Source organism: Flavobacterium oncorhynchi, assembly GCF_002217355.1.
GTDB classification, from domain to species: domain Bacteria; phylum Bacteroidota; class Bacteroidia; order Flavobacteriales; family Flavobacteriaceae; genus Flavobacterium; species Flavobacterium oncorhynchi.
Genome location: NZ_MUHA01000006.1, coordinates 198,461 through 216,818, shown reverse-complemented (window position 1 = coordinate 216,818; position 18,358 = coordinate 198,461). Strand labels below are relative to the sequence as shown.

Annotated in this window: 9 protein-coding genes; all 9 read left to right on the top strand. The window is 35.1% G+C overall.

What is annotated here, in order from left to right; translation table 11 throughout:
* Positions 1-529: 529 nt before the first annotated feature.
* The 9 genes from B0A75_RS05420 (at position 530) to B0A75_RS05380 (ending at position 18,330) form a co-directional block, all read left to right on the top strand.
* Positions 530-3,661 carry a SusC/RagA family TonB-linked outer membrane protein gene (locus B0A75_RS05420; protein ID WP_089053274.1) on the top strand — a complete coding sequence of 1,044 codons (3,132 nt, stop codon included), beginning with the start codon at positions 530-532 and terminating at the stop codon, positions 3,659-3,661.
* Between the two features lie 16 nt (positions 3,662-3,677).
* The gene (locus B0A75_RS05415) at positions 3,678-5,150 is read left to right on the top strand and encodes a RagB/SusD family nutrient uptake outer membrane protein (RefSeq protein ID WP_089053273.1); all 1,473 of its coding nucleotides are present in this window, start codon (positions 3,678-3,680) and stop codon (positions 5,148-5,150) included.
* A gap of 29 nt (positions 5,151-5,179) precedes the next feature.
* A complete protein-coding gene (locus B0A75_RS05410; protein WP_089053272.1) occupies positions 5,180-7,105 on the top strand; it encodes an arylsulfatase in 1,926 nt (641 codons plus the stop codon).
* A gap of 197 nt (positions 7,106-7,302) precedes the next feature.
* Positions 7,303-8,367 carry a sterol desaturase family protein gene (locus tag B0A75_RS05405; protein ID WP_089053271.1) on the top strand — a complete coding sequence of 355 codons (1,065 nt, stop codon included), beginning with the start codon at positions 7,303-7,305 and terminating at the stop codon, positions 8,365-8,367.
* Between the two features lie 69 nt (positions 8,368-8,436).
* Complete coding sequence (locus tag B0A75_RS05400; protein WP_089053270.1) at positions 8,437-9,153, top strand: thioredoxin domain-containing protein; 717 nt, start codon at positions 8,437-8,439, stop codon at positions 9,151-9,153.
* A 191-nt stretch (positions 9,154-9,344) separates the two neighbouring features.
* Positions 9,345-10,964: a sulfatase-like hydrolase/transferase gene (locus B0A75_RS05395; protein WP_089053282.1), complete on the top strand. Its 1,620-nt coding sequence runs from the start codon at positions 9,345-9,347 to the stop codon at positions 10,962-10,964.
* 281 nt (positions 10,965-11,245) lie between these two features.
* Complete coding sequence (locus B0A75_RS05390) at positions 11,246-12,508, top strand: YeiH family protein (protein ID WP_089053269.1); 1,263 nt, start codon at positions 11,246-11,248, stop codon at positions 12,506-12,508.
* Between the two features lie 209 nt (positions 12,509-12,717).
* Positions 12,718-14,373, top strand: coding sequence for an arylsulfatase (locus B0A75_RS05385; RefSeq protein ID WP_089053268.1), 1,656 nt, complete (start codon positions 12,718-12,720; stop codon positions 14,371-14,373).
* A gap of 771 nt (positions 14,374-15,144) precedes the next feature.
* A complete protein-coding gene (locus B0A75_RS05380; RefSeq protein WP_089053267.1) occupies positions 15,145-18,330 on the top strand; it encodes a SusC/RagA family TonB-linked outer membrane protein in 3,186 nt (1,061 codons plus the stop codon).
* Positions 18,331-18,358: the final 28 nt, after the last annotated feature.

The following is an 18,358-nucleotide window of genomic DNA, read 5'->3' as shown; positions in this document are numbered from 1 at the left end:
TTGGTTTTTATTATATTAAAATTAACTTTGTCTATAGGATTAGTAGAGTTTAAAATAATATTTGAAACTAAAAAAATTATATTTTGAAAACAACCGAAAGCATATCGTATTACATTCTTCCTAAAAAATACACCTATAACACATTCTGTTATATGTGCTTCTGTTGCTAATTCCTAATGCAAATTATTCGTTTACAATAGATTAATTTTCAAATCTAATATAAAACGAGACTTTTAAATTTCACCACCACATTACCATTTTATATTCCAAACCTCTATTTGCGGCATTAAACTGCTTCGGAAAGATCTTTGAATATATCTCAATTTTAAAAAAGAAAATAATTAACAACTAAAAAAAACTAAAATGAAAATGATGCAAACCTGCTGCTGTAAATAAAAAAAAAGCCATTTCTGCGGCAACAGAAATGGCGAGGCTTAAAGAATTTTATCACTAGATCAAGGACACATTAGAGAGTTGAAAAATCAACTTTCAGGGCGCCTTGTTAATTACTAAAAACCATTACAAAGAAATGAAAAAAAATATAAATCTCATTTTATGGGTTACCTTTTTGTTAACATCCCTGCAATTTCAGGCTCAAAATACAAAACCGTTAATACAATCTAAACTCGACGGAACTGTAATTGACGACATTACAAATCAGCCCATCATTGGGGCATCAATAAACATTAAAGGTACAACCCACGGCGTTGTAACAGATGCTGAAGGAAAATTTTACTTTCAAACTGGTCAAAAACTGCCTTATACTTTAATTGTAACCTACATAGGGTATAAAAAATTAGAAATAATTGTAGACAAAAATCCTGTAATTATTCATTTAAAAGAGGAACGACAAGAGCTGGACGAACTAGTAGTTGTTGGATACGGAACTCAAAAACGAAAAGATATTACGGGTTCTGTAGCCTCTGTTCCAAAAGCAAATCTATCTCAAGTAACCTCATCTGCAGATAATTTATTAAGAGGTGCTGTTGCAGGAGTTGTGGTTACACAAAGCTCAGGAAGACCAGGCGCATCTTCAAGTGTACGTATTAGAGGAGGAAACTCAATTACGGCGGGTAATGAACCTCTTTATGTTGTAGATGGAATTTTAATTTACAATGACAACAGCAACAGTTCAGCAGGAGTATCATTTGCAGGCGCCAGTTTAAATGTACTGTCAACTATAAATCCTGCCGATATAGAATCTATTGAGGTACTAAAAGATGCCTCGGCTACAGCTATTTATGGCTCTAGAGGTGCAAATGGTGTCGTTATTATTACGACTAAAAAGGGAACAAAAGGACAAGATAATATTTCGTATCAAGGCTACTTTGGATTCCAAAATGTTTCGAAAAAACTCAGCGTAATGAACGCCAGCGAATGGGCAAGTTTACGAAATGATGTTCAAGCAAGTATTGGTCAAGCTCCTTCATTTTCTCCTGCGCAAATCGAAGCATTTAAAAACTCTGGAAGTTACGATTGGCAATCAGCAGCTTTTAGAACTGCGGCTCCTGTGCAAAACCATCAATTGTCATTTTCTGGAGGTGATGAAAAATCTAGATATGCAGTTTCTGCAGGATATTTTGATCAAGAAGGAATCGTTTTGGGATCTGATTTTAAACGTATTTCACTTCGTATAAACTATGAAAGAAACTATTCTCAGAATTTTAAATTTGGAGTAAACGCAAATTACAGTAATTCGGTTTCAAATGGTGTAGGAACCAATGGCGGTGCGGGTGCAGGAAGAAATCCAAATCCTATTGTAAGCGTTTTGTTAACTGCTCCTGTTGTTCCAATTAAAAATGCTGATGGAAGTTACAATGTAACCAATAATCCTTATGCAACTTCTGTAAATGGTTTTGTTCCAAATCCAATTAATGATCTAGACAACACTATTAACGAAACTAAAATCAACAGAATTCTAACCAGCTTATTTGGTGAATACAAAATAACCAAAAAATTAGTGGCAAAAGTTGCGGTAAGCGGTGACGTAATTGGGACGAAACAAAATTATTATGCTCCAGCCAATACAACAACCGGAGCGGGAACAAAAGGGTTAGCATCTGTGGGTGACAGAACAGTAAGTTCAGTATTAAATGAAAACACATTAAACTATAACACCAATTTTGGAGAAAACCATAAGTTTTCGGTTTTAGGAGGATACACACTTCAATACACTAAAGGCGAAGTAGTTAATGCAGGCGCAAATACTTTTGTAAATGATGCTAATACTTATAATGCGCTTCAAGATGGTGTAGCTGTAAAGCCTTATAGTGATGCTTTTGAAAGCGTTTTGAAATCATGGTTAACGAGAGTAAATTATTCGTATAGAGGAAAATACAATTTCACATTATCAGCTCGTGCAGATGGTTCGTCTAGATTTGGATCAGAATCACTTTGGGGGTACTTTCCTTCTGCAGGATTCTCTTGGAATATTACCGACGAAGAATTTGCAAATAATATTAAAGGCGTAACTGAGGCTAAATTAAGAATTACAGCAGGAACAACAGGAAATCAAGAAATTGGAAACTACCTTTCGTTAGCTTCTATGGGTTCTGTAAATTATGCTTTTGGAGGTACATTACAAACTGGTTTAGCTCCTACCCGATTAGCAAATCCTGATTTGAAATGGGAAAAAACAAATCAATACAATGTTGGTTTAGACTTATCCTTACTTGATCGAAAAATCAACTTTGTCTTTGATGTTTATTATAAAAAGACAAACGATTTGTTAATCAACGTTCCAATTCCGTTAACATCAGGATATGCAACAGTATTACAAAACATTGGCGGAGTTGAAAATAAAGGTATCGAGATTGGTTTAACTACTGAAAATATAAAAACGGAGAACTTTTCATGGAATTCAAACATTGTATTTTCTGCCAATAAAAATAAAGTAACTGCCATAGGAAATGGTGTTGATCAATTTTTTCCAGTTGTGCCAAATGGTTCTTTATTGCAGCAGCAGCCTGTAATTGTAAAAGTTGGAAAGCCTCTGGGAACTTTCTGGGGATACAAGACAAACGGTATTTTTCAAACGCAGGAAGAGGTAAATACACAGCCAAAAATAAACAGTTTAGCCAATACAAAAGTGGGAGACAGAAGATATGTTGATACTAATGGCGACGGCGTTATTACAGCTCTTGACAAAGGAGATCTTGGAACATCACAGCCAAAATTTGTTGGAAGTTTCAGTAATACAATTTCATACAACGACTTCGATTTGAATTTCTCTTTTCAAGGATCGTATGGCGGAAAAGTTTTTAATGCTTTAAACCAGCAATTAGAAATTTCAACTCTTGGTACAAACGCGGCTACAACTTTAGTCGATCGCTGGACACCAACAAACCCAAGCAACGAAATACCTAGAGCATCAAGTTCTCCTTTAGGGATAGTTTCTGAACGTTACGTTGAAGATGCTTCTTTCGTACGATTAAAATTAATTACGCTTGGCTACACTTTACCAAAAAGTGTTTCTAAAAAATTGGGAACAAAAAGCGTAAAGTTTTATGTCTCTGCCGAAAATCTAATTACATGGACAAAATACACTGGTTATGATCCAGAGGTAAGTTCATACGAACAAAACAACTTATATCCGGGAATTGACTTTGGGTCTTATCCAAACTCAAAAACATTCATATCGGGCTTGAACGTAACTTTCTAAGTAAAAAAAATATAAAATGAAAAAGATCATTATAACATTCCTTTTAAGTGCCGGACTACTGGTATCGTGCACCGAGCTGGAGGTAACACCAACCTCTTTTGTAACCGAAGACAACTATTTTAAAACCCAAGACGATGCCATTGCAAGTGTAACCGCAGTTTATGCTTCTTTAAGCCTTGATCCGGGAGAACAAAGTTTATTTGGTCGAAACCTTTATTTCCTGACTGATATGGCTTCAGATTATGCAGCTGCAGGAGTTTCAGCAACAAATCCGCAGGTTCGAGCATTAAGCAGTTTAACACATGATGCAACTTCAGATCGTGTTCAAGTCGCTTGGCGTCAAATTTATGCCGGAATAAACAGAGCCAATGTTTCAATCGATAACATTTCGAAAGTATCTGGTTCAGAAGTTGTTAAAACGAGATTAATCAACGAATCTAAATTTATTAGAGCCTTATTATACTTTCAAGCAGTTCGTCTTTGGGGCGCAGTTCCAATCGTTTTGCATGAACCAACTTCAATTCAATTAGAAAGTTTAAAAGCAAACAGAAAACCAGTTGAAGAAGTATACGCTCAAATTATTGCCGATTTAAAAGATGCCGAAAGTCTGCCTCCAACTTACCCAGCTTCTGACGCAGGCCGCGCAACGTCTGGAGCAGCAAAAGCTATTTTGGCTAAAGTGTATTTAACTCGAAAAGATTGGCCAAACGCCGTTTTAAAAGCACGAGAAGTTATAAACGGCGGTTACGGATATGCGTTGTTTGAAAGTTTTCAAGACATCTTTACGAAGACAAAAAAGAACGGAAAAGAGCATATTTTCTCTGTTCAATTTGAACCGAATCAAGCAGGAAATGGATCTAGCGGAAGTACATTTCAAGCCACTTCTTTCACAGGATTTACTGCTACAGAACCTGCTGATATTATTTCGGATGTAGCCTTGTTCTATGATATTTATGCTGTTGGAGATACAAGAAGAGATGTGAGCTATGCTAAACAATTGCCTAATCCAGCAACGGGAACTTTGTACACTTTTCCTAAACCAATTTTCAAAAAGTATTTGGACTTAACCAATTTGGCAACTCCGGGTAACGTAGCAATCAACTTTCCTGTAATTCGCTATGCCGATATTTTATTATCTCTCGCAGAAGCAATCAATGAGCAGGGAACGCCAACTCCTGAAGCGTACGAATTGATTAACCAAGTAAGAAGAAGAGCTTTTGGCAAACCTATAACTACTCCTGATGCAGCAATAGATTTAAAAGGTTTAACACAAACAACTTTTAGAGCAGCCATACAAGAAGAGCGTAAAAAAGAATTTGTTCAAGAAGGACAGCGCTGGTTTGATTTAGTGCGATGGGGAACTCTGGTTACAGAAGTTAAAAAAGTAACCGCCAAAAACTCCGTTTCAGAAAGAAATAACCTCTATCCGATTCCGCAAAGCGAGCGAAATATTAACCCTGACGGCTTACCACAAAACCCTGGATATTAATTAACATATAACCAAAAAACGAAGTAAAAATGAAAAATTCAAAAAATAACATCACAATCAAAAGTCCGAAAAAAGGGCTTTTGATTACTGCATTACTTATCGCACAATTCGGCTTTAGCCAAACAAATCCTAATGCTGAATTTAAAGGTGTAATTGGCAAAACTTTAGCCGAATCTAAAGAATACTGGCCAGATCCTGTAAAAGCTCCTAAAGGCGCACCAAACATTGTTTGGATATTACTAGACGACGTAGGTTTTGGAGCGTCAAGTGCTTTTGGCGGATTAATTCAAACCCCAACATTTGACAATTTGGCAAATAATGGTTTGCGTTACACCAACTTTCATACTACAGCAATTTGTGCTCCTACCCGTGCGGCATTATTAACGGGAAGAAACTCTGCAAGAGTTCATGTAAGCGGTTTTTCTCATACCGTAATGTCAGCAGGTTTTGCAGGATGGGACGGTCGTATTCCTTCTGATAAAGGAACGATCGCAGAAATTTTACGCGACAATGGTTACAACACATTTGCAGTTGGTAAATATGGCGTTACTCCAGATGAAGAAGCTACAGATGCGGGGCCATTTGACAGATGGCCGACAGGAAAAGGTTTTGAACATTTTTACGGATTCTTAGGTTCGCAAACCGATCAATACAATCCTGATTTAGTAGAAGATCAGGTTCATGTTAAGCCTGACGGACGTCATTTAAGTGAGTTAATTACTGATAAAGCGATCAGTTATATTCAAAAACAACAAAAAGCAGCACCTGGAAAACCATTCTTTTTATACTATGCACCAGGCGCAGTTCATGCACCACATCAAGTTGCTGAAAAATGGAGCGATGCTTACAAAGGAAAATTTGATGAAGGTTACGACGCTTACCGCGAAAAAGTATTGGCTAACCAAAAGAAACTGGGCGTAGTTCCTGCAAATGCCGTTTTGCCAGAGCGCAACCCATTAATTACAGATTGGAAAAAACTAACGCCAGATCAAAAGAAAGTATATGCTAGATTCATGGAAGTATACGCAGGTTATTTAACCTATACAGATTACGAAATTGGAAGAGTTGTAAATTATTTAAAAGAAAGCAACCAATTAGACAATACTTTGATTTTTGTCGCTATTGGAGATAATGGAGCTAGTAAAGAAGGGACTTTACAAGGTACAATTAATCAAAGTTTATTCTCTCAAGGAAAATCTGACGAGCAAAATCTGCAAAGCAATTTAGATAATATTGGAGAAATTGGAACTGCAAAAGGTTTAAATACCAACTATCCTTTAGGATGGGCACAAGCCACAAATGTTCCTTTTAAAAACTGGAAACAAGACGCACATTCTGAAGGAGGAACGCGTAATCCGCTTATTGTATTTTATCCAAACGGAATTAAAGACAAAGGCGGTATTAGAAATCAATACAGCCACGTAACCGATTTGCTTCCAACAACTTTAGATATTGCCGGGATAAAAGCGCCGGAATATATTCGCGAAATTAAACAGGATATTATCCAAGGTTCGTCATTTCAAGCTTCTTTAGATAATCCAAAAGCCGAGTCGCTGCACAAAGTTCAATATTATTACATTTTTGGAAACAGAGCCATTTATAAAGACGGATGGAAAGCTGCCGCAGCGCATTTACCAGATTCATTTGCTTTGAAAAGCTCTTTGGGCAAAAATGAAAAACCAGAACCAAGCAATTTCGATAATGATGTTTGGGAATTATACAATCTGAACGAAGATTTTAATGAGCGTAATAATCTGGCAAAAAAATATCCAGAAAAATTAGCCGAGCTTAAAAAACTATTTGATGAGCAGGCAAAAGAAAATAATCTTTATCCACTGATTGACTGGCAGGACGTTTTTAACCGTAGAATTCATAATAACGGTCAAGACAAAGGCAAAACCTTGCAGGAACTTGCTAGAAAAGCAACACAATCAGGTTCTGGAGCAACACACTAAAAATAGTAATCAGGTCTTTTTACCAAACTAAAAGACCTGATTCAATTTTGAAATCAAAAAAATAAAACAGCATGAAACAAGTAGATTTTATAATTATAGGAAAAAAGATTGTCGTAGGCACAATCCTATTTTTAGTTCCGCTGGCAATATTAGCCGGAGGACTGGCAGTAATTAATCAATTTTTAAAATAAAAAATCATGGCAGCAGTACAAAACTCAAAACTAACAAGAGATTTAGCCATCAGCCTTTTGTTATACACATTGCCCGTTTTGGCAATATATTTATATTTCAAGTTAAGTAATAATCCCGTAACGGAATCGCATCTTACGATACCTTCATTTTTAGAATTTGCAAAACCAGCTTTCGCCAATATTAGAACTTGGGGATTAACTGTTTTCATGCTTGTTCTGGGAGTTATAGAATTTACAGCGGGTTTATATGACGATCAATGGACAGGTGAAGAGCGCAAAATCGATATTGTTTCTTTCTTGGCTCCAAAATTACTTTTACCGCCCATTATTGCCTTTTTCAGCTTAACAGTTTTACCTTTTTTAATTCCTAATCTTGAAAACTCATTATCATGGGTTCCGTTTTGGGGAGCATTTTTCTTAATTGCCGTAGCCGATGATTTAACACAGTATTGGTACCATAGACTTCATCATCAAGTGCCTTTTTTATGGCGTTTTCATAGAACACATCATTCCGCTCCTTATATGGGAATGGCGATGCTTTCTAGACAAAACTTCATTTATACAGTGTTTTTCTCTCAAATATATTTAACCGCAACTTTAACCTATTTAGGTTTAGGTTTACCCGCTTTATTTGTCTTAGTAATAAAAAGTTTTATCACACTTGGCGCACACTCAAGTATTGCCTGGGATAAACCGCTTTACAAATACAAAGTGCTTCATCCTATTGCTTGGGTTTTAGAACGCTTAATTTCTACACCTGCTACACATCATGCACATCATGCAGATACGAGCGGAGATGGTATTGGACATTTTAAAGGAAACTTTGGAAATATGTTTTTCATTTGGGATGTGATTTTTGGAACTGGTTTAATTACCCGAAAATTTCCAAAATCGTACGGAATCAAATCCTACAAACAAGAAGAATGGTATGCCCAATTTTTATGGCCGATATTCAAATCTAAAAAAGAAGGAAGCGCTTTAGCAGAAGGAGTTTTATCCGTTCCGTTAAAACCGAAACCAGTTTTAGCTGCAGATACTCCTGCTCCAATTTTAGAACAAGTTCAATCTTAAAAAACAAAGTTAAGCAGTGCATTCAAAATTTAACTTGAATACACTGCTTACTTTTTAAAACTACAGATTATGAAAAATAAAACATTAAGAAACAGCATTATAACTCTATTATTACTCTTTACCTTTATAGGGTTTTCACAAAACAAAAGTTCAAACACTATTTCATTAGAGCAGTTTTATGCAAAAATTAAAGCCGAAAAAAATCCGCAGATAATCGATGCCAGAGGTTCTGAGGAATTTGCTTTAAATCATATTATTGGTGCCGTAAATTTTAATCTGGAATCAAAAGATTATGCAGAACAAATAGCAAAACTAGATAAAACAAAACCTGTATTTACGTATTCTATTGGTGCAGGAAGAAGCGTTTGGCTTGCAGATGATTTATTAAAAAAAGGTTTTAAAGAAGCTTATAGTTTAGAAGGCGGAATTGCGAACTGGATTGGTAACGGAAAACCTTTCTTTTCTAATTCTAAAAGCAAATTAACGCTTACAGAATACAAAAAAATCATTGCCGAAAACAAAGATGTTTTAGTGGATATAGGCTCTGTTTATTGTGGTGCCTGCAAAAAAGTAAAACCCGTTTTAGAAAGTATTAAAGCACAATATGGCAATACTCTAAAAATCGTAGAAATAGATCTTGAAGACAGTCCGCAGGTAATTGCCGACTTAAAAACAATAAAAGTTTTTCCGACATTAATTCTATACAAAAACGGAGAAATTGTATTTAAAAAAGAAGGTTCCGCCGATTTGAAAAATGATGTTGATGCGGCTTTAGCTTCTAGATAATATTTTTTAACACATAGAAACATAGATTTAAAACTCAGCTTAAAGATCATTTAAAGAAATCACGATTTCTTCACATAATGCTATGCGTTTTATTTTAAGTGAAACATCTTTTTCTAGCACTCTAAATACTATGTTTCTATGTGTTTAAAAACAATGTTTTCAAACTTCAAACAGCATTAAAAACTAACCTTATGGCAGCCTATAAAAAAACATCCAAGATTATACTATCCATTTTAATAGTGCTTCTTATTTTCGCAGCCTTTTTATTCTGGCCCATCAATACAGATGGAACTCTAATACAACCAGACAAAAAACTGCTTGAAGGAAAAACAAACTTTCTAGCTGAAAAAGTTCCAGCAGACAGCACTTTCAAAAAGCCAAATATTATTATTCTCCTTGCTGATGATTTGGGAAAATATGATATTTCGTTGTACGGAGGAAAATCTACACCAACCCCAAATATCGATTCTCTGGCAGCGTCGGGAGTTACATTTCAAGACGGTTATGTTTCGGCTTCTATTTGTTCGCCGTCGCGAGCGGGAATTTTAACGGGGCGTTATCAGGAACGTTTCGGACATGAATATCAACCCGGAGATCGTTATCCTAAAAACAACTTAGAATATTATGGTTTTAAATATTTAATCAATACCAATAACTGGCGGTTAAATCCAAAAATAAAGTATCCGAATGAAGCTTCGATAGCCACTCAAGGTTTACCACAATCTGAAATTACATTTGCTGATCTTGCCAAAAAACAAGGTTACAGCACCGCAATTATTGGAAAATGGCATCTTGGACACAATAAAGGATTTTTTCCTTTAGATCGTGGTTTCGATTATCATTACGGATTTTATCAGGCGTTTTCGCTTTATACTCCCGAAGATGATAATCCAGATATTATTAACCATCATCACAAAGATTTTACCGATAAAATGATTTGGGGAAAAGGTCGTGTCGGCATTGGACAAATTCGTCGTGATACTACAATAGTTCATAATAAAGCGTATTTAACTGAAACTTTTGCAGATGAAGCTGAAGCTTTTATTGATAAAAATAAAACGAAACCTTTCTTGCTTTATGTTCCGTTCAATGCACCGCACACGCCATTTCAAGTTCGTAAAAAATATTACGATCGTTTCCCGAATGTGAAAGACGAAAACAAACGTGTTTATTTTGCTATGATCAGTGCGCTTGATGATGCCATAGGTAGAATTAGAGCAAAAGTAAAAAAAGAAGGTCTCGAAGATAATACACTAATCTTTTTTGCCAGTGATAATGGCGGAGCCGATTACACTTTTGCCTCTACAAACGCTCCATTAAAAGCGGGAAAATTTTCTCATTTTGAAGGCGGAGTAAACGTTCCCTTTGCACTTTCGTGGAAGGGAAAAATCAAACCGCACGCGATCTATAAAACTCCTGTAAGCACATTGGATATTTTTAGCACGATTGCCGCTGCCATACATTCAGATTTACCAAAAGACCGAGTTTATGATGGTGTTGATTTAGTAAAAACTGTAAATGAAAACAAAATCGCACACAAAGATTTATACTGGCGTTCGGGCGATGCAAAAGCCATAAGAAGCGGCGATTGGAAATTAATCATAAGTGGAAAAACACATGAAAAATGGCTTTACAATCTTGCCTCAGACAAATCGGAGACAAAAGATCTCGCTCAGCAAAATCAGCAAAAAGTAAAAGAATTAGAAAATGCTTTACAAAACTGGGAAAAAGGACTAATTAAACCCCTTTGGCCAAATTTAACCTATTACGAATTTGATTTTGGCAAACAAAAATACTTTGTCGATTTGTAACCTATAAGCAAAACCGAAATTTAGATGTCCTAACAGGTTTTAAAAAACCTGTTAGGTATCTAGAAGAATATATGTTTTGCTAAAGAAATGAATTCCCTCCTGCTTTAGCTGGAGGTTCAAAATTGGAAAAAGAGAAGGCTTTAGCCAAACTTTCTATTCGGCTAAAACCTTTTATCCATAAACTTCTACCTCCAGCTAAAGCTTGAGGTAATTCAAAAAAAGCAATAAAAAATTAAATACCTAACAGGTTTTGAAAACCTGTTAGGATAATAAAATAAACAATGTCAACCCATACCAAAACATTCACCATTCACGAAGATTGGGCCGTCGTTATTCTCGGATTTATTATAATCGGACTTTCGTTATTTGTTTTTCTTCCCGAAGTTCCCGTTTTCAAATGGTCAAATCAAACTGATTTACTTACTGATGTTTTCGACTCTGCAAACCTCAAAATCCTCTTATTTCAATTTTTATATTTAATTATCATTGGAGCACTTGGAGCATTTTTAATCGGAAAATCGGTAAAACACTTTCTGTTAGGTTTTCCAATAGTTTACCTGCTAACCGTTATTGCATTAATAATCGCAGGAAATACTGAAGTAAAAGCGTTAAATCTAGAAGCTGTAATTTTCAGTTTAATTATTGGTTTAGCCATCAGCAACTTTTTTAAACTTCCAGACTGGTTTAAATTGGCTCTTTCTACCGAAGTATTTGTCAAAATCGGATTGGTTTTATTAGGAACCAGTGTTATTTTTTCAGACATTTTAAAAGCAGGTTCTTTAGGATTAATTCAGGCTTTGGTTGTCGTTTTATCCGTTTGGTATTTTGCTTTTTGGCTGTGTAAAAAACTAAAAGTCGACGACGAATTAACGATGATGATCTCTAGTGCTGTTTCGATTTGCGGAGTTTCTGCTGCCATAGCCACCTCGGGTGCCATAAAAGGCGATTCAAAAAAGCTTTCTTATGTTATTTCGATTGTATTGGTAACCGCAATTCCGATGATGATCTTTATGCCTATAATTGCCAAATATTTTAATTTTCCGGAAGAAGTTACCGGAGCATGGCTGGGCGGAAGCATTGATACTTCGGGCGCAGTTGTCGCTTCGGGTTCGTTAGTTGGTGAAACTGCTTTAAAAATCAGTACTATTGTAAAATTCTCTCAAAACGTATTATTAGGAATTGCTGCTTTTGCCATATCGGTTTATTGGACTTACTCGCATAATTCGTCGGCTGAAACTGCAAAATCTAAACCAACCTTAAAAGTAATCTGGGAACGTTTTCCTAAATTCGTAATTGGTTTTATTGCAGCATCTCTACTCTTTTCTTTCCTGCTTACAGCCGAAACTAGAGATGAAGTAAAAGACAGTTTAAAAAATCTGCAGGGAATTTGGTTTGCCTTGGCTTTTACAAGTATTGGTCTCGAAACCAATTTTAAAGATTTATTAAACAACAACAGCCGAAAACCTTTATATGCCTTTTTAATCGCACAATTATTCAATGTGATTATAACGCTGCTTATTGCTTTTTTACTGTTTAGTAAATGATTTAATCCTAAATGTTTATTTTTTTAACACCTAGAAACATAGTTTGGATTGTTTATGAAAGTCGTTTCACTCAAAATAAAACATATAGCCAATAATAAAAATATTCATTATTGTTATCGCCAAGCATAACAGAATGAGCTAACTAGCATAAACATAAGCATTATCAAAGTTTCACCTGCCATTTCCAATGCATTAAAATATCAACTCAAATGAAAAAAACACTTATTACACTAAATCTCCTGTTCGTCGCAGCAGCTTTAGTTTCGGCACAAAACAAAACAACTCAAGAAACCACAAAACCCAATATTATTTTAATAATGGTTGATGATATGGGCTATTCTGATTTAGGAAATTATGGTTCCGAAATTAAAACACCCAATCTCGATAAACTCGCCAGCGAAGGTTTGCGTTTACGCGAATTTTACAATAACTCGATTTGCGCACCAACTCGTGGTTCCTTACTTACGGGACAATATCAGCATAAAGCGGGAATGGGATTTTTTGATATCAATTTAGGACTTCCTGCTTACCAAGGTTATTTAAATAAAGAATCATTGACTTTAGGTGAAGTTTTCCGTTCCGGCGGTTACAGTACTTTACTTTCTGGAAAATGGCACGTAGGATCTGAAGATCAATCGCAATGGCCAAACCAAAGAGGTTTTGATAAATTTTATGGCATTTTAAAAGGCGCTTCAAACTATTTTGATACCAAACCTCTGCCTTTTGGAAAAACGCCATATCCTGTAAAATTAATTCGCAATAATGAAGAATTACATCCAAAAGACGATTCGTATTATTTTACAGATGAAATAGGAAATAATGCCGTCACTTTTCTTGATGAGCAAAACAAAGAAAATAAACCCTTCTTTTTGTATCTCGCTTTTACAGCTCCGCATTGGCCTTTGCAGGCAAAACCAATTGATATTGCTAAATACAGAGGAAAATTTGACGAGGGCTGGGATGTTTTAAGAGAAAAAAGAATTGAAAAACTTAAAGCAAACGGAATTTTACCCGCCAATCAGACGGTTGCTCCTAGAGATCCAGAAGTTCCTGAATGGAGTAAATTGTCGTATGATGAAAAACAATTTTGGAAGGCGAAAATGGAGGTTTACGCCGCTATGGTTGACAACATGGATCAAAACGTTGGAAAAGTATTAAACAAATTGAAAGCTTTAAAAAAGGATAAAAACACTTTAATTATTTTTATTTCAGACAATGGTGCGCAAGGCGGTTTTAATACTTACAATCCTTTAGGGCGAGGTTTAGTTCGAAATGACGGGCCGGTTGGAACTTCGGGATCGTTTGATTATCAAGAGCAAAACTGGGCTTACTTGTCGAACACTCCACTGCAGCAGTATAAAAACAATATGCACGAAGGTGGTTTTAGTTCGCCGTTTATCGCTTGGTATCCATCAAAAATAAAAGCAGGACGAATCGATAAAGGAACGGGACATATTATTGACCTTGCTCCTACTTTTTATGAATTGGCAGGAATTACTTATCCCGCTGCTTATAATGGCGTAAACTCAAATCCGTTAGCGGGGAAAAGTTTGCTTCCAGTTTTGTTCGACAATGTTTCTGAAGTAAATCGTGGTGCTCCATTATTTTGGGAAAGAGCTGGAAACAGAGCGGTAAGAGACGGAAAATGGAAACTGGTTTCAACATATCCTACCTATCAATGGGAACTTTACGACCTTGAAACAGATCGCGGCGAAACAAATAATGTTGCACAGCAAAATCCTGGAATTGTAAATGATCTCTCCGCAAAATATTTTGACTGGGCTGATAAAACAGGTGTTATTGAATACAGTAAGTTTAAATTAAAAACGGAAGTTATGCCCGGCGGTGCCTCGTTAAAAAAATAATTTTTAAAATTAAAAGCAGATTGAGGCTGATTTTTCTACCAACTAGAACTTTCATTAACTAATTTAAAGATCAAAACAGCAGTTTTTGCATTTCATAAAACATTAAAAGACAGAAAAATAAGTAAAAAAAGATCTCCCAAACTTATTTTTTTGTCTTTTTTTATTTCAATTAATAATTTCATAAACAACTATAAACCAATTGATTAAACACAAATTTCAATCGTTTTATAAGTATCTGTTTTCTAAACATTTAAATAAAAATTAAAAAACTTTTGGTTTTTATTATATTAAATTTAACTTTGTCTATAGAATTAGTAGAGTTTAAAACTATAAACAACTGTATTTTGAAAACAACCGTTAGCATATCATCTTTTATTCTTCCTAAAAAGTATACCTATAACACTTTTCGTTATATGTGCTTCTGTTGTTAATTCTACATCAACATTTCGTTTTTAATTGTTTTTTCTGCAAAACCTTAAAAACAATTTTCTTAAAACCTTAGGTTTCTTACTGACATAATTCAATCGTTTTGATTCAATATTTTTTGCATCAATAAGGATTCTTGTATCATAACCATAAATCATCAAAATAATAACTAACACCAACAAACATGACAAAAAACAACCATTTCAACTACACGTAAACACGTTTCTGCGGCAACAGAAATGAGACAGAATTAAAGAATATTTATCACTAAAATAAAAGAATGTAGACAAGGGTTTAAACGAACCTCTTTGTGCATTTTTTAATTACAAAAACCTATTACCAAGAATGAAAAAAAGTACAAAACTTATTTTATGGATTAGCATTTTGTTTATCTCGGTTGGGATTAAAGCTCAAAACACAGAGCCGACAATTCAATCTAAACTAAATGGAACCATAGTAGATCAAATAACCAATCAGCCTATTATTGGTGCTTCTGTAAACATTAAAGGAACCACTCACGGCGTAGAAACAGATTTAGACGGAAAATTTTATTTTCAAACAGGTCAAAAATTTCCTTACACTTTACAAATCAGCTATATCGGATATCTTTCTAAAGAAGTTGTAGTAGATGGAAGTCCAATTGTAATAAAGCTGACTGAACAAGTCGAAAAATTAGACGAAATTGTTGTTGTAGGATACGGAACTTCGGCAAAAAAAACCTTTACAGGTTCTACTGCAAAAATCGATGCTAAACAAATAGCAAATCGTCCTGCACAAAGTTTTGACCAGTTATTAGGTGGTCAAGCATCAGGACTAAATATTGTACAGCCAAGCGGTTCGCTAAACAATACGCCAGTTATTAGAATTCGAGGAATAAACTCTATCACCAGTTCGTTATATCCGCTTATTATTGTTGATGGAGTAACCGTATTTACAGGAACTGCAGGCGGAGCAATTGGCAATAATCCATTATCAGATATTAATCCGAATGATATTGAATCTATCGATGTTTTAAAAGACGCATCGGCTGCGGCAGTTTATGGTTCGCGTGCAGCAAATGGAGTTATTGTAATTACAACTAAAAAAGGAAAAAAAGGAAAAGTAAATATCAATTATGATGTTTGGGTAAGCTGGAACAAAGCCAATAATTTACCAAAACTTTTAAACGCTCAGGATTATGTAACCATCAAAAATGAAGCAAGAACAAATGCCGGACTTACACCTGGTTTTGCTCTAGGACAAAATGCTGACGGATCTACACAAGAAACCAATTGGTATGATGTTGCTTATCATACAGGTGTTTCTCAAAACCACAATTTGAGTTTTTCTGGCGCGACAAATTCTACCAACTATTTTGTATCGGCAAACTATTCAGATCAAAATGGTATTTTGAAAACAAACGAATTTAAAAGACAGGGAATTCGACTAAACTTTGAACAAAAGGTAACTAATTCGTTTATTTTAGGAACTAATTTCTCTTATAATAATACGTTGAATTCAGGACCAAATTCGGGTTCTTCGGCTCCTAATTCTGTTGCTTCTTCATCTGGAAACAGTGTTAATACACAATACATAGGATTACAGCCGCTTGGAAGACTTACTTATATTTTGCCATCAAACGTTTCTGTTTATAATGCTGATGGTTCATACAACATAAATCCAGCCAACGGAAATATTGGATATGGTCCAAATAGTCCATCATTAGGCGTTTTTAATGCTTACAACCTACAGACGATTTTAGATTTAGACAAAAATACTTCTGAAAACAATACTTTTATCGGAAGTGTTTATGCTGAACTTGAAATCCTTAAAAACTTAAAATTTAAGACTGTTTACGGTATTAACAATTTTGTTGTCGAAAACAAAGAATTCAGAAACCCTTACAGCGGTGACGGTTTTTCAACCAAAGGAGCGGCTACCAATTCGAACACAAAATACCAAAGATCAAACTGGACAAATACACTTACCTACTCTATTGTATTTAACGAAAAACATAATTTAAAAGCGCTTTTAGGACAAGAAAAAAATGTTAGAACAATTGATGGATGGGGAGCAATAAAAACAGGACTTACAGATCCGTTTTTTACCAGTTTTCAAGGCGGTTTTACAACTATAAGCCCAGGAATATCTGTTCAAACTGAAAATGTATTACTTTCTTATTTCAGCAGTATTGCTTACGATTACGACAAAAAATATTTACTGAATCTTAACTTCAGAAGAGACGGATTATCAGCATTAGCAAGCGGTAATAAATGGGGGAATTTTGGAGGTGCTTCTGTAGGATGGAATATATCTGAAGAAGATTTTTATAAAAACTCGTCTATCAAAGAAGTGCTGAATGCGTTTAAAGTGCGCGCCAGCTACGGAATTGTGGGTAACAGCGAATTGAACGATTATGCTTCGTTGTCGCAATATACAGCAGGAACTTACGCCGGAGTGCCAACTCTTAACTTCTCTCAATCTGGAAATTCTAACTTAAAATGGGAAACCAGCAAAAAGTTTGATTTTGGAGTTAATTTGGCTTTATTCAATAATCGTATTACCATTGAAGCAGATTATTATAAAAACAATATCAACGATTTAATTTTAAATGCTCCTCAGGCATTATCGCAAGGAATCCCGAACAACTCTATTGCTGCAAACGTAGGTTCTCTTTACAATAAAGGTTTTGAGCTTACTGTGAATGCGAATATTATTGATGACAACGATTTTCAGTGGAATGCGAGTTTGAATCTATCTACGATCAAAAACAAAGTTACTTCTCTTGGAGGATACGGCGATATTTATCCAACAGCTCTAAGCACTTTCGGAATTCAAAATATTACTAGAGAAGGTTATTCTGTAGGTTCTATTTTTGCGGTTCCAACGACTGGCGTAAATCCTGAAAACGGAAACCGAGTTTATGTAAATGCAAATAATGAAGAGGTGCAATACAATGCACTTACAAAGGCTTTTACCTATTTAAACGGCACCGCAGCTCCTGCAATCGACAACTATCGTGACGGACGTATTCAAGGCCCGTCTTTGCCAACTTATTACGGTGGTTTGAATAATAATTTATCCTATCGAAATTTCGACTTAACGATTGGACTTACTTTTTCTGGAGGAAACAAATTATACAACGGTACAAGATCTACTTTATCAGATCAACGCTTTTTTAACAACGGAACTTTCATAAAAGACCGTTGGACAACACCAGGGCAAGTTACTGATGTTCCAAAATTAGTGTATGGCGACAGTTTTTCTGGAGGTTTCTCATCAAGCAACTCAGCTTATGTGGAAGATGGATCGTATTTAAAACTTAAAAACATCATTTTAAGTTACAGAATTCCAGTTAAAAATGAATTGATTAATAAATACATCTCATCTGCAAAAGTATATGCTCAGGGATCAAATTTATTGACTTGGACTAAATACAGAGGTTCAGATCCTGAGATTTCAATAAACGGAAATTCAATTAATTCTGGAAAAGATCAAAACGTGCCAGCCAACTCATCTGTATTTACATTAGGTCTTAATGTAGGTTTCTAGGCACTAATTAATTATACCATTAAATAAA